The 13529-nt window shown below is 57.3% G+C and carries 12 protein-coding genes and 1 riboswitch; of the genes, 6 read left to right on the forward strand and 6 right to left on the reverse strand.

The window, feature by feature from the left end:
* Nucleotides 1–207 precede the first annotated feature (207 nt).
* From GRX76_RS18900 to GRX76_RS18920, 5 genes are all read left to right on the forward strand, one after another.
* Nucleotides 208–1653 carry a coniferyl aldehyde dehydrogenase gene (locus GRX76_RS18900; RefSeq protein ID WP_160154705.1) on the forward strand — a complete coding sequence of 482 codons (1446 nt, stop codon included), beginning with the start codon at nucleotides 208–210 and terminating at the stop codon, nucleotides 1651–1653.
* 419 nt (nucleotides 1654–2072) lie between these two features.
* Nucleotides 2073–3128, forward strand: a complete 1056-nt coding sequence (locus GRX76_RS18905) for a TonB-dependent receptor (RefSeq protein ID WP_160154706.1) — start codon at nucleotides 2073–2075, stop codon at nucleotides 3126–3128.
* On the forward strand, nucleotides 3035–4336 hold the full coding sequence (locus GRX76_RS18910; protein ID WP_160154707.1) for a TonB-dependent receptor: 1302 nt from the start codon (nucleotides 3035–3037) through the stop codon (nucleotides 4334–4336). The genes GRX76_RS18905 and GRX76_RS18910 overlap by 94 nt, the downstream gene beginning before the upstream one ends.
* Before the next feature lie 257 nt (nucleotides 4337–4593).
* The gene (locus GRX76_RS18915) at nucleotides 4594–5484 is read left to right on the forward strand and encodes a hypothetical protein (protein ID WP_201276865.1); all 891 of its coding nucleotides are present in this window, start codon (nucleotides 4594–4596) and stop codon (nucleotides 5482–5484) included.
* Nucleotides 5485–5488: 4 nt separating this feature from the next.
* Nucleotides 5489–5866 carry a hypothetical protein gene (locus tag GRX76_RS18920; protein WP_160154709.1) on the forward strand — a complete coding sequence of 126 codons (378 nt, stop codon included), beginning with the start codon at nucleotides 5489–5491 and terminating at the stop codon, nucleotides 5864–5866.
* Here GRX76_RS18920 and cobO read toward each other — a convergent pair whose 3' ends face one another.
* The 5 genes from cobO to GRX76_RS18945 all read right to left on the reverse strand — a co-directional run bounded on the left by cobO (nucleotide 5867) and on the right by GRX76_RS18945 (nucleotide 11559).
* Nucleotides 5867–6484: a cob(I)yrinic acid a,c-diamide adenosyltransferase gene (cobO, locus tag GRX76_RS18925; protein ID WP_160154710.1), complete on the reverse strand. Its 618-nt coding sequence runs from the start codon at nucleotides 6482–6484 to the stop codon at nucleotides 5867–5869.
* A 109-nt stretch (nucleotides 6485–6593) separates the two neighbouring features.
* Entirely contained in the window at nucleotides 6594–8468 is a 1875-nt protein-coding gene (locus GRX76_RS18930) for a TonB-dependent siderophore receptor (protein WP_160154711.1), read from the reverse strand.
* A 131-nt stretch (nucleotides 8469–8599) separates the two neighbouring features.
* Nucleotides 8600–8796, reverse strand: a riboswitch (cobalamin riboswitch).
* Between the two features lie 120 nt (nucleotides 8797–8916).
* On the reverse strand, nucleotides 8917–9699 hold the full coding sequence (locus tag GRX76_RS18935; RefSeq protein ID WP_160154712.1) for an ABC transporter ATP-binding protein: 783 nt from the start codon (nucleotides 9697–9699) through the stop codon (nucleotides 8917–8919).
* On the reverse strand, nucleotides 9696–10664 hold the full coding sequence (locus GRX76_RS18940) for an iron ABC transporter permease (protein WP_160154713.1): 969 nt from the start codon (nucleotides 10662–10664) through the stop codon (nucleotides 9696–9698). Before GRX76_RS18940 ends, GRX76_RS18935 begins: the two co-directional genes overlap by 4 nt.
* Nucleotides 10665–10671: 7 nt before the next feature.
* Nucleotides 10672–11559, reverse strand: a complete 888-nt coding sequence (locus tag GRX76_RS18945) for an ABC transporter substrate-binding protein (protein WP_160154714.1) — start codon at nucleotides 11557–11559, stop codon at nucleotides 10672–10674.
* Nucleotides 11560–11724: 165 nt separating this feature from the next.
* Between GRX76_RS18945 and GRX76_RS18950 the strand changes: the two genes are divergently transcribed.
* Nucleotides 11725–12108 (forward strand): DUF6249 domain-containing protein, encoded by a 384-nt coding sequence (locus GRX76_RS18950; protein WP_160154715.1) that lies wholly within the window; start codon nucleotides 11725–11727, stop codon nucleotides 12106–12108.
* Nucleotides 12109–12131: 23 nt separating this feature from the next.
* Here the strand turns inward: GRX76_RS18950 and radA are convergent, their stop codons facing one another.
* Complete coding sequence (gene radA, locus GRX76_RS18955; RefSeq protein WP_160154716.1) at nucleotides 12132–13526, reverse strand: DNA repair protein RadA; 1395 nt, start codon at nucleotides 13524–13526, stop codon at nucleotides 12132–12134.
* Nucleotides 13527–13529: the final 3 nt, after the last annotated feature.

The raw sequence follows: 13529 nt of genomic DNA on the forward strand, positions 1-13529 counted from the left end.
GTTCGGTCAATTCCCACCGCAGTGGATACAGTATCCTGCTGCGGTGGGTTATTCCCGTGCCGAATTTCGAAATCCGTCCGCAAAAACCCAGAGGACAGCGGCCAGCTCCCGTACAATTTGGGACTATTGAATAGATAACCACAATAATCGCAACCAGTTGCAACCCATTGCCATTGCGTGAGTCGCAGCGTAAGTCGAGCCAACAGCATGACCGAGATCGTCGCCCCCGTAGAAAACCAGCAGACTGTGAACCTGCAGTCGCTACTGGATCAGCAACGCCAAGCCTACCTCGCCAACCCGTCACCGGACCGCGAACAGCGGGTCAACGACCTGCGCGCTCTGGCGCGGATGATTCGCGACCACCAGGATGCACTGGTACAGGCCGTCAGCGCCGACTATGGTAACCGCTCCCATCACGAGACGCTGTTTGCGGAAATCTTCCCGGCACTGGACAGTATCAAGGACACTATCAAACGTCTGAAGAAGTGGATGAAGCCCCAGCGGCGTCATATCGACTTTACCGCCTTCCCCACCTCCTCCACCAAGGTAATTCCCCAGCCTCTGGGTGTGGTGGGAGTGATAGTGCCGTGGAACTTCCCGATTAATCTGTCCTTCGGCCCCCTGATCAATATCTTCGCCGCCGGCAACCGCGCCATGGTGAAAATGTCGGAGAACTCCCGCAACCTGACCGCGCTGCTGAAGCGCATTAGCGGAGATTATTTTCCGGAAGACAAGCTGATATTTATCGAGGAAACCGGCGGTGTCGGCATCGAGTTTTCCACCCTCAAATTCGACCACCTGATCTTTACCGGCTCCGGCGCCACCGGGCGCAAGGTGATGGCAGCCGCCGCCGCCAACCTGACCCCGGTGACCCTGGAACTGGGCGGTAAATCCCCGGCGATTGTCGGCCCCGATTACAGCACCGACACCGCAGTAGAGCGCGTGCTCTTCTGGAAGCTGTTCAACGCCGGTCAGATCTGCACCACGGTGGACTATCTGCTATTACCGGAAGACAAGGTGGGCGACTTTGTCGAAAAAGCCAAAAAGGTCTTCAAAAAGCGCTACCCGGATATCCAGCATACAGATTACACGTCAGTAATCGACGAACGCTCCTTCCAAAGAATCTGGCTGACTCTGGACGATGCGGTACAAAAAGGGGCGACCGCCATCGACCTCACCGACGGCCAGGGCAGCCGCGACGATGCGCTGAAAAAATTCCCCGCGCACCTGCTGATCAATGTCAGTGAAGAGATGGATGTCATGCAGCGAGAAATTTTCGGCCCGCTGCTGCCGATCAAAACCTACAAAAACCGCGAAGAAGTGGCCACCTATATCAACAGCGGCGACCGCCCACTGGCGATCTACCCCTTCACCAACGACAAGGAACTGCGGGATTACTACATCGACAATGTGATGTCCGGTGGTGTCAGCGTGAACAACGCCGTGCTGCATGTAGGGCAACACGATATCCCCTTCGGTGGTGTCGGCGAGAGCGGTATGGGCCACTATCACGGCTATGAAGGCTTCCTCACCTTCTCCAAACTGCGCCCTGTTTTCTATCAGGGCCCGCTGGATCCGCTGAAACTACTGATGCCGCCTTACGGCAATCTCGCGGACAAAATGATGAAGTTGATGCTTCGCTTGACTAAATAATTGGTCTTTATTTGTAGTGGTACCGAGAAATTCCCCCCGGTGGCGGTAAAGCGCTGGGTACCTATTTTCGAAACCGAGCTAGGCGCCCCCCTTCAATATATCCCTGTACGCTGCGTCGGCGACATCCCTGTCGCCGACGCTTTCGAAAATAGATACCCAGCACTTTACCTTCGCATCAAAACCCGCATCTATATCCCACCAAACAGAATCAAAATTGCGATCAAACTGTAACTTTTGGTAGGGTAATTCCAGAGCTTTGCCATTATGGCGCTCTTTTTTTCTTGGACCTCTTTTGCAAGAGCACCAGTTCAATCACAACGATGCAACATCGTCGTGCACCTCGGGCAAAGACGCCCGCTATTCAATCGCGCAATCCAGCTCGGATACTTACGGAACACGCGTGATCACAAGGAGAAAACATGACTGCACCAAACCGCAGCAAGCTTCACCATTCTGACGCACAAACACCCAGGCTCCCCCTACCCGGTCGCACACTGCTGTTCAGTGCCATCGCACTCGCAGGTACCCTCGGAGCCAACAGCGCCCTCGCCCAGCAATCCGTACTGGAAGAAGTCACCGTAACAGCACAAAAGCGTGAACAGTCCATGCAGGACGTCTCCGTCGCCGTTAGCGCATTTTCCGGGGACGCGATCGATAAAATGGGTTTTGAAGAAGGACTGGATATTACCCAGCAGGTACCGAATATGAACTTCTTCGCCATCTTCGGCGAAGCATCCAGCCCTTCCGTCAGCCTGCGCGGTATCAGTTTGGTGAATTTCTCAGACTCCTGGGAATCCCCGGTATCCATCTATGTTGACGACGTCTACCGCGGCAATCCCGCAGGCTCCGCGATTCAACTGTTCGACCTGGAGCGCGTGGAGGTCCTGCGCGGCCCGCAGGGTACCCTGTACGGGCGCAATACGACCGGTGGCCTGGTGCACTATGTTTCACGCAAACCCACCGAAGAATTTGAAGCCAGTACCAGCGCCAGTATCGGCACCTACTCCGAGAGTATTCTTGAGGGTGCTATGAGTGGTCCGATCAGCGACAGCATTCGCGGACGCGTCTCCGTCAAGACCACACAAAACGATGGTTGGCAGACCAACACCGTCACCGGGGAAAAGCTCAATGATACTGACAGTTTCGGTTATCGCACCCAGCTGGAATTCGATCTTGCCGACAATGCCAAATTACTCCTGAACGTGCACGGTAGCAGTGCCGACCAGCGATCCGTGGGTTTTGCGCATATGGGCTACCTGGACGAAGCAAGCGGGGACGCTAACAAGTGTCCCATCGGCGCCATTCAAGCCGGGCGCTGCACCAGTGCATCATTTGATATGACCGGTATCGAAGCCTCGGGGGGCGGTATGGTCCGGAATATGTGGCATCCGGCGCGAAGGGTGGCCTCGGTACCGAGATCGATACCTTTGGCTCTTCCGCGACGTTCACCTGGGACTTCGAAAATTTCTCTCTGACCTCAATCACCGCCTACGAAGAACTGGATAAATTTCTGCAGGATGACGGCGATGGCACCGCAGTGGTTTATTTCGATGAACAGTACGGGGTGGACGCAGAGCAATACACCCAGGAAGTACGCCTGAACGGCAACACCGAAAATAGTAACTGGGTAACCGGGTTCTACTACTACAAGGATGACCGCGGCCTGATAACAGAGGCCCCCACGACCGCAGACTGGGCGGAGCTGGGCCTGTGGCACCGGGAAATCGTGACCCTGGATAGTGAATCCTGGGCGCTGTTCGGCCAGCTAGAATACGATCTCTCACAAACCCTCACTCTGGTCAGCGGTTTGCGCTACACAGGAGAGGAACGCGACTTTACCCAAGATGCCGGCCCCAGTTTTTACGACGAGATCGATACCACCGGCGACCTGAGCGACAACGCCACCACCGGCCGTATCGGCCTGGACTGGCGTCCCAGTGCCGGAACACTGGCCTACGCGAGCTACTCCACCGGTTTTAAAAGCGGCGGCTTCTCGGGCAGTTACAACTCTTCCCTTGAGTCCACCAAGCCAGTGGGCGCAGAGAATATCGATAACTTCGAACTGGGCCTCAAAACCACCCTGGCTCAAATTTACCGACTGAATATGGCAGCCTTCCACTACAAAGTGGATGACTTTCAAGCCCAGGTATTTCTCACCGTGGCCGATGGCAGTGTGATCACTAACGCCGGCGACGTAACCGGTACCGGTGCAGAGGTGGAACTGACCGCGCCGATTACCGAAAATTTTGAAGTCATCGCCGGCGCCGGCTGGCTCAATACCGAGTTTGATTCCGAGCAGCTGTTTTTCATAGCGGGAGACGCTTACACACTGGATGGCAATGAACTGCCCTCAGCCCCCGGTTTTACCTACAACCTGGTTGCGCGTTACTACCAGAGCTTGGGCGACAACGGTGAATTGGTTTTCCAGGGGGATTATGCCTGGCAGGACGACCATTACCTGCAGGTGGAAAACGACCCCTACTCCAAACAGAGCGCCTACGGTCTCGCCAACGCCAAGGTCGCCTGGCACTCTCCGACGGACACTTACAGTGTCGAGGCTTTCGTCAGAAATCTGGCCAACGAGGAATACTTCACTTACCAGAATACCCTGGGTTCCGACTGGGGATACGGTGTGTGGGGTCAGCCGCGCACAGCCGGGCTGCGGTTTAACTGGAAAATGTAATCCCAATTTACAAGTGCTCCGAGCCGGAGTGATCAAACTTAAATCTTGCAAAAAACGCCTGTTTTCAGGCGTTTTTTTGTTAGCTAAAACTGGTACGTCCATTCCTCTAATAATTCTGTAATTCCCATTCAGATCCTTTAGTATTTCTCGACCACAAAAAATATCCGCATTTTCAAAAGGACCTGAAAATGAGCACTCTTCTCCTCTGCAGTCGGGAGCTGACTTCCCCTGATATCCAGCAAGCCTGCAATTTGAACTTGCAGCAACTCTCCGCACTTCACTGCCCGACCCCGAAATTCGCGCAGGCCAATACGCCTTACCTGTTGAATGGCCACAACAATGCACAGGGAAAACGCATCCAGGCGCTGCTCGCGCCCTCACAGATCGCCCGTCCGGTTACCGACCTCTCCCTCACCTTTGGTGAAGACAATACCCTCGCTATTGCCGCGATGATGGAACAGCTGAAGGACTACAACATTGCACTGACCGGCGCCTCCACCAGTGTTTACGGTGAGCGCATGAATGGCTTCGCCAAGTCAGTGAAAGAGTACCAGGTAGCCTTGCTTAACTACCGGGGTGCGAAATTGAGTGGCGCTAGTAACCATGGCCAGCTCAAACAGCAAGCACATGCGGCATTTCTGCGGATGCAGAGGACGTTCAATGCGGAACTGAACAATGTCACCAGTCACATTCGCTCCCGACGGGGTACGCCGCTCACCAGCGCCGAACGCGGCACCAATATTGCACGAAGCAGTCGCAACGCGGCCAAATTACAGTTTTCAAGTGAGATTGAGGCGCATAAACTGGTCAAATTCAGTCAATATACAAAATTGCTCGGCAACGGGCTGGCCGTAATCGACTTTGGATCAAGAGCAGGAAAAGTGCATAACAGCTACCAGGCCGGCGGAAATTGGGAACGTGATCTGTTTATCGAATCAAGTAGCTTTGCTGCCAGTGCGACAACCGGTGCACTCATCGCCCAAGCTGGCGTGACATTTTTGCTAGCAGCCACACCTCTTGGCTGGACGGCTCTAATTGTGACCGGACTGATCGTAGCTGGCACCGCAGCCACCGCTTCCGTGCTGGTGAATAATCAGGTACACAAAAACTCTGGAGCGATTTACGACAAGGTTATGAAGGCGCTTTAATCACATGATCAGTGAACTCGATTTTTTTATGATTGCCTTCGTTGACATGCTGTTCGCGTGCGTTCTTTTTGTTGCGTTCGGGCAGCTAACCGTAAGAAAGCTCAGGAAAAAGCCTGAAACTCGAGACCACCTTGGTATCGAATTTGCGAGCGGGTGGGATATTTTGAACGTTGCCCAGGCCCTGGCCATCCCAAGGTCTTGGAGCAAGCGGATGGAGCGTAGCCCTTTGGCTTCGCTAAATGCCAGATCGGATATTGTTCATCAATACACAAATAAATTCGACAAAGTACTTGGCTGTATTTTTTTCTGGTCTTTCGCCTCTTCCGGAACCCTTCTGATACTGCTAGTTATTCTTAGCAAGTCGGGAGTATGGGGCGAGTAATCACCACTCCACCCCCTTCCGCGCAGAAACGCCATTCTCAAATGCATGCTTGTGCGACTTCATCTCGGTAACAGTGTCCGCAATATCCATTAAATACTGCTTGGCGCCGCGACCGGTAATAATCACGCTCTGCTCAGCCGGGCGGCTCTGAATAGCTTCCAGAACTTCCGCCTTATCCAGCCATTTGTAATTCAGCGCATAGGTCAGCTCGTCCATAACGACCAGATATACACTGTCATCCGCGAGCGCCACTTTTAGTTTGCTCCACAGTGCCAGTGCCGCGGCCTTGTCTGCCTCAAAGTCCTGGGTCTCCCAGGTGAAGTCGGTTCCCATCTCGTGCCATTGCAACGGATATTGATCTGCGGGCAGCTGACTCAACAGGTTTTTTTCACCGCACTCCCACACACCCTTGATAAATTGCCCCACCACCAATTTGTAGCCATAGCCCAGTGCGCGGGTAACGGTACCGACCGCCGCGGTAGTTTTGCCTTTGCCGTCGCCGGTGTAGACAATCACGATACCGCGCTCGCCCAGTGCCCGGGATACGCCGGCATCGACAATTTCCTTGCGTGCCTGCATGCGTTTCTTGTGGCGCTGTTGCTTGTTGTCATCGGTCATGGGAACAACTCTTATGGGGTGAGTGAATGATGAAAGGGTAACAAAGTTCGCACACAAACAAGAAACGGGCCGCGAGGGCCCGTTTCTTGTTTTTTGTAACAGCGGCTGGTTACAGGGAGAACTGTACGCCCGCGTGAACCGCAGCGCCGGCGGTATTGAATCCGGCCACTTCGCGATAATTTTCATCCAGCAGGTTTTCACCGCGCAGTGTCAGCGCCAACTGCTGGTTGAAGCGGTAAATCGCGTTGAGGTCCAGCTTGTTATAGGCGTCCTGCGCCAGCGGTGCACCACCCCAGGCGGGGTTGGGACTCAGGCGGTCGTCCGCCCGCTGCCAGTTCCCAGCCAGGGTCAGGCGGTCACCCCAGAAGCGGTAGCTGGCACCCAGGTTATAAACAGCCTGTGCCACGTTCAAGCGCTGTTCGCCTGCGCTGTCTTTGCTGTCGAGCCAGGTCCCATTGGCGTACCAGCGGCCCGCTTCGCCGAGATCACCGGAAAGTGCCAGTTCAACGCCGTCGGAATCGCTCTCGCCGTCATCCTGCGCGTAGGCACCCCAGCCAGAGCCCAGGCCATTCACATACACAATGGCATCGGTCACTGTTTGCTGGAAGGCCACCAGTTCCAGTACGAGTAAATCGGCATAGGCGTATTCCACCCCCAATTCGTAACCGCGACTGGTTTCCGGGCCTACGGCGTCCACGCCGCTGACGACGTTGGTAGAAACTTCATAGGGGCTGGGCGCGCGGAAGCCGGTGCTGGCGCTGGCGCGGTACTTGATCTGCTGATTCTCACCAAGCAGTTGCGGCAGTGCAGCGGAAACCCGCCAGCTGTTATTGTTCTCTTCTTCCAGGCGATCGCGACGGAAGCCCACGGAATAGAACAGCTTGTCCGCCAGGTCCGAGCGCCACTCGCCGTAAATGCCCAGCAGGTCAATCGACTGGCCATCGAAGTCGGACTGGAATTCCTGCTGATCGAGATCCGCGCCCCAGGACAGGGCGCCGCCGGCCAGGGCGCTGTTGCCGCCGTAGTTCACTTCTTTGATGGATCCATCCACCGCATAGCTGCTGAAACCTTCAGCCAGGCTATCGCGTTCCAATTCCTGGCGGGATACGGACAGGCGGTGGGCAGCGACACCGGTTTTCAGGTCTGCGCCCAGCTGATAAGTAGTCTGGGTATAAATATCCAGGCAGTCGGAGGGATCGGTCAGCGCGAAACAATTATCGAATTCTGTTTCCGCATCGGTCTCGCGGAACTGTCCATCCACAGAAAAATTTTCGCTGAAGGTGTATCCCAACTTGGCGCTGACGGTCTGGTTATCGTAGCCATCGCGCTCGCCGCTGGTATCACTTTCCCGCGCATTGAATCCGTCGCTGTTCAGCTGGCTCAGGTTGAGGCCATAGCTCCAGCCGTTCAGTTCGCCACGCAGGGCTGCCTGAGCGCGGTCGGTGCTGTAGCGGCCGCTTTCACCACTGAGCTGCAATTCCAAAGGCTGACGTGCGCGTTTGGTGATGATGTTGATCACGCCGCCGGCACCGGCGCCGTACATCATGCCCTGAGGGCCGCGCAGCACTTCGATGCGCTCCACATCACTAGCCAGCAGATGCTGGAACTGAGCAGTAACCTGGGTATTGGTAGGATCGGCCACATTAACCCCGTCCACCAGCACCAGGGTGCGGGAACCGGCTTCGCCGCGTACATAGATATTGCTGACTTTGCCGAGACCACCGTTGTTGGCCACGGAAATACCCGGCAGGGTTTTCACCACGTCCAGCAAGGTGCTGTAACCGAGCTTTTCGATATCCGCCGCGGTCAAAACCGATACGGATACCGCAGTCTGCGCCTTGGGCACTTCCACCCGGCTGGCCGTTACCGTGACTTGCTCGAGGTTATCAAGGTTGTTGTCGATACTGTTTTGAAGATTGCGCTCGTCCGCAAGAGCAGATTGCGCGACCAGCGCGACAGCGCCGGCGAGAATAGTTTTATGCATGGAAAGCCCCAATCAGAAAAATGGTCGATTGAGGGAGGGGAATACAAGGGCGAGAAAAGTGACTGGCAACGAGGTAATCCAGGAGAAACCCCGCGCGCCGAAACAAGCCCAGACAAAGCCCTCCGCTTTATCGTCTAAGAGTCACTCAAGGCCGGTATCGGGCTTATCTTTTCTATCCGTTAAGGGAAAAAGAATCACCGTTGCGGGGGCAGCGCCGGATTAAAACCTAAGCCTTTATATAGGGGTTCACCGGACTTCCCGTTTAACCCAACCAAATTCACCGCTTGTGGCGGTAGGACTGCTGGGCACCTGAAGCGCGGGCGATTATAGCGGAATGCGGCGCAAGACCATAGATAGGAGACATCGAGAGGGGGCCTAGATAGGGCGGGATAAGAGAAGACAGGACAGAGAGGACGAAATAAACCAGGAGTATAAGGCGACCCTTGGGTTAAATCAGGTCACCCGCGACAAACTCCACACGGCCACCCCGTCGGCGCAGCTCGCTATCCACGCCGTAAACCTCTGCCACCAGCGATTGGGTCAGCACTTCTTCTGCGGGGCCCTGGGCACGCAGTCGGCCACCTTCCAGCAACAGGATCCGATCGCAGTAACGGGCGGCAAGACCCAGGTCGTGTATCGCGAGAATGACGGTCTTGCCGGCGTCCGCCTGCTGGCGAAATGTCGCCATCAACTGCAGCTGGTGTCGGATATCCAGTGCCGCACCGGGTTCATCGGCAATCAGCAGGGGGGCATCCCCCACCAGTAATCGCGCCAGCTGCACCCGACGCAACTCACCGCCGGAAAGTTGTGTTACCGGGCGCCGGGCAAGTTCCAGGGCATCGACCTGTTGCAGTGCTGCGGCCACCCGGGTTTGGCGCTGGGAATGCTTGACGCTTTGCCCCCAGGGCAGCAGCCCCAGTGCAACCAGATCCTCAGCGGACATGCTCCAGGCGGGGCTTTCCTGCTGTGGCAAAAAGGCAGAGAGCCTTGCGCGCTCGGCACGGGGAATAGTCAAACAGGGGCGCTCATTGAGCGAGAGCTGCCCTGCGGTGTTTGGCAGAACGCCAGCAAGGCAACCCAGCAGGCTGCTTTTACCGGCGCCATTGGGGCCGATGACCGCCGTCAGTTCACCCGGACTAAAGACACAGTCGATGTCTGCCAGCACCTGCCGGTGATGGCGACTGAGCCCCAGGTTGCGACAACGCAAAATTTGCGGAACGTCGACGCTCACAGATTTACCCCCTGCCGGCTACGGACAATCAGCCAGAAAAAGAAGGGCGCTCCGATAAACGCGGTAACGGCGCCGATGCGCAACTCCTGGGTACCCACCGTATTCAGCACCAGCACATCCGCCAGTAACAACAGCAGCGCGCCGGCAAGGGCACTGGCCCACAACAAGCGCCCCGGGTCCTGGCCCACCATGGGTCGCATCAGATGCGGCACAACTAAACCGATAAATCCGATGGTTCCGGCCACCGCCACCGAGGCGCCCACGGCAAAGGCAATACCGAACAGCACCAGCAGAGGGTAGCGGCGGCCCGCGAATCCCAGGGATACAGCACTGGCCTCACCGAGAGAAAGCGCGCGCAGGTAGTTGCGGGAAAAAAACAGAAATAGCGCACCGAGGGCGATAAATGGCAAAGCCAGTAAAACCTGATCCCAACCCCGGTTGGCCAGCGAACCCAGTAGCCAGAACACGATTTCCTGCATGGCAAACATGCTCGGGGCGTAATTCAGGGCCAACGCCATCAGCGCCGACAGAAAGGCATTAATGGCCACCCCCGCCAGAACCAGGCGACTGGCGCTGGCGCCATGCCCGGCCAGTAACCAGACACTGCCCACGGCCAGCAGCGCCCCCATAATGGCCAGTACCGGCAGCAGATATCCGCTCACCGCGGCGCCATAGTAGAGCACCAGAATCGCCGCCAGTGCCGCACCGCTGCTGACGCCTAGGAGCGCGGGTTCCGCCAGAGGATTGCGCAACATCCCCTGCATCGCAGCGCCGCCCAAGCCAAGCGCTGCGCCCACCACAATCGCGAGCATTGCCCGCGGCAGGCGCAACTGCCAGAAGATAACCGCATCGCTGCTTTCGCTGTGCCAGCCACTGGTGATCGCCGCTGGCAGGTCAATGGCTACCGGACCGCTCGAGAGCGCCGCCAACAAGGCCAGGGGCAGCGCGCATGCCAGAAGGCTCAATATGAATTTAGGGTTGCCCAACAATTTCTTTTCTCTTATCCATCAGCTGCTGCAGTACATCCACTACTGCCAGCGCCGGGCAGAATCCCAGCTCCTGCGGCAAGCGGTACACCCTGCCCGCCTCGATATAGTCCCGCAACACCGGGTGGCGTTCCGCCAGGTGGGCAATGGCGAAGTCCTGCTCCCCCCCGTAGAAAACCAGTAATTCGGGCTCTGCATCGATGACCTGCTCCAGGCTAACACGCCCCAGTTGCTGTATCCCCTGTTGCGCCGCCAGGTTGGTAAATCCCGCCCGGGTCAGCAATTCGTGCTCTAACATGCCGTCGCCGTAGGTGATGTTATTCGCCGAGAGAATCAGGGCACCGGGATTGCTGTTACCGGCTTCAGGCACCTGCGCCAGGAGGGCATGCAGCTTTCCCTGCTCCTGCTGTAACCCCGGCAAGTCTCCCAGCGCCTGCTGCAGGGACACCAGCTGCTGCTGCAGCTGTGCCAGGTTGTAGGCATCCGGGATTCGAACAACGCGAAAGCCCAGCTGCTCCAGACGCTGCGATGCCCGCTGGGCGCCGTACTGCCCGGTTAGCACCAGATCGGGCTTCAGCGGCAGCAGCTCTTCCGCCTGTGCCCGGTTCAGATACAGGTGTTCTGGCAGCGGCGCGCGCCGATAGTGCTTTTCTCCCGAAAGCCAGGTCACCGAAACTATTTTCTCTGGATCCACCCACTGCAACAGGATCTGATCCATGCACAGATTGAGAGAGGCAATTCTGGCCTGCGCAAAAACCGGCGCAGGCACCAGTGCCGGCAGCAGCGTCACTGCGAGTACCACTACCAATATCGCGATCGATGGCCGGCGTTCGACTTCCATTTCACTGTCTTTATTCATTTTCCCTTGATTCATTTTTCCTTGGCTGACCTCCCGCGGATGCCAGGATGCTTTGCTCTATACCCGATCCACATTGAGTAAGATCCCGTCCGCTGCATCCAAAACACCTTGTCGCTGCATCCTACTGGCAGTAACAATGAACCCTTAATCAATCCTTAATAACACTCCCAGGAGTACAACATGAACGAGGACACCCTGGCGCTGCTGGTTCCTTTTGGTTTTTTTCTGCTGGTCGGCATGTCGCTGTGGATGGTACTGCACTTCCGCAACAAACAGTCGCTGGCGATACAGGAAACCGTCCGCATTGCCCTGGAGAAAGGCATGCCGCTGTCACCGGAACTGATTGACCAGATGGGCACCAACAACAAGCCGCACCCGCTGAAAGACGTGCGCAGGGGCATTGTCTGGCTTGCCGTTGCCGCGGGGATGGCCCTGTTCGGCTACTGCATCCCTGACCCCAGCAACCAGGCCTTTGCGGCCATCCTGGCGATTGCCGCACTTCCCCTGGCAATTGGCCTTGGGTACCTGGCCATGCACCAGTTCGCACGTAATCAGGTCGCCTGATCAAAAAAACCGGCCGCCCGCGCTCAGCTCATTTCGATGGCGTTGAGCGCCTCGGCCAGGGTCTTGACCGCAATCACTTCCATCCCATCGATATCGTTTTTCAGACGATTACTCGCCGGTACTATGGCCTTGCGAAACCCGTGTTTGGCCGCTTCACGCAAGCGCTCTTGCCCGGAAGGCACCGGCCGGATTTCGCCGGCCAGGCCCACTTCCCCGAACACCATCATGTCCCGCGGCAACGGGCGGTTGCGAAAGCTGGATACCACGGCGATCAGCAGGGTCAGGTCTGCACTGGTTTCTACAACCTTTACACCGCCGACCACATTGATAAACACGTCCTGGTCGCCGACCAGCACGCCGCCGTGGCGATGCAGTACCGCAAGCAACATATTCAATCGATTCTGATCCAGCCCCACCGCGACCCGACGCGGATTACCGAGGCTGCTGTCATCCACCAGTGCCTGCAGCTCCACCAGTAGCGGTCGCGTGCCTTCCCACACCGAAGTCACCACCGAGCCGGCAGCAATCTCGTCAGCGCGCTGCAGGAAAATCGCCGAGGGATTGGAGACTTCTTTCAGGCCCTGCTCGGTCATCGCAAACACCCCCAGCTCGTTCACCGCGCCAAAGCGGTTTTTGTGCGCGCGCAAGGTGCGGAAGCGGGAGTCGTGGGTGCCCTCGAGCATGATGGAGCAGTCGATGATGTGCTCCAGTACTTTGGGGCCGGCAAGGGAGCCGTCTTTGGTCACGTGCCCCACCAGAATCAGCGCGGTGCCGGTCTGTTTGGCAAAGCGGGTGAGGTAGGCGGCACTCTCGCGCACCTGCGCTACCGAGCCCGGTGCGGACTGCACCTCGGCCATGTGCATGACCTGGATGGAGTCCACCACCATCACCTTGGGTTTTACTTCACCGGCGGTGAGGCAGATCTGCTCGACATTGGTCTCGGACAGCATCTGCAGGTGGTCCGCCGGCAACCCCAGGCGTTTGGCGCGCATCGCCACTTGCTGCAGGGATTCCTCACCGGTCACGTACAGTGCCGGCAGGGTCTGCGAGAGGTGACACAGGGTCTGTAACAGCACGGTGGACTTGCCGGCACCGGGGTGCCCGCCAATCAACACCACCGACCCGGGCACCAACCCGCCGCCCAGCACCCGATCCAGCTCGCTGGCATTGGTGGGGATACGCGGCAGCTCGCTGAGGTCGATCTCGGAAAGCTTCTGCACCCTGCCCTGTCCGGCAGCGCCCGCATAGCCCGCCTGGGCATCGGTAAAGTTGGCGGAGCGGCTGTCCGTATGCGCCGGCCCCAGCCGCACTTCACTCAGACTGTTCCAGGCCCCACAGGCACCGCACTGGCCTGCCCATTTGCTGTAGTCGGCTCCGCATTCATTGCAAACAAATGCGGTTTTGGATTTTTTGGCCAAGGT

It is taken from the genome of Microbulbifer sp. ALW1, assembly GCF_009903625.1.
GTDB lineage: Bacteria > Pseudomonadota > Gammaproteobacteria > Pseudomonadales > Cellvibrionaceae > Microbulbifer.

Excerpts from the sequence above, each read along its gene's own strand:
- GRX76_RS18950 (WP_160154715.1), top strand. The coding sequence starts at position 11,725 with ATGAACGAGGACACCCTGGCGCTGCTGGTTCCTTTTGGTTTTTTTCTG.
- GRX76_RS18905 (WP_160154706.1), top strand. The coding sequence starts at position 2,073 with ATGACTGCACCAAACCGCAGCAAGCTTCACCATTCTGACGCACAAACA.
- cobO (WP_160154710.1), bottom strand. The coding sequence starts at position 6,484 with ATGACCGATGACAACAAGCAACAGCGCCACAAGAAACGCATGCAGGCA.
- GRX76_RS18945 (WP_160154714.1), bottom strand. The coding sequence starts at position 11,559 with ATGAATCAAGGGAAAATGAATAAAGACAGTGAAATGGAAGTCGAACGC.
- GRX76_RS18900 (WP_160154705.1), top strand. The coding sequence starts at position 208 with ATGACCGAGATCGTCGCCCCCGTAGAAAACCAGCAGACTGTGAACCTG.
- GRX76_RS18920 (WP_160154709.1), top strand. The coding sequence starts at position 5,489 with ATGATCAGTGAACTCGATTTTTTTATGATTGCCTTCGTTGACATGCTG.
- GRX76_RS18930 (WP_160154711.1), bottom strand. The coding sequence starts at position 8,468 with ATGCATAAAACTATTCTCGCCGGCGCTGTCGCGCTGGTCGCGCAATCT.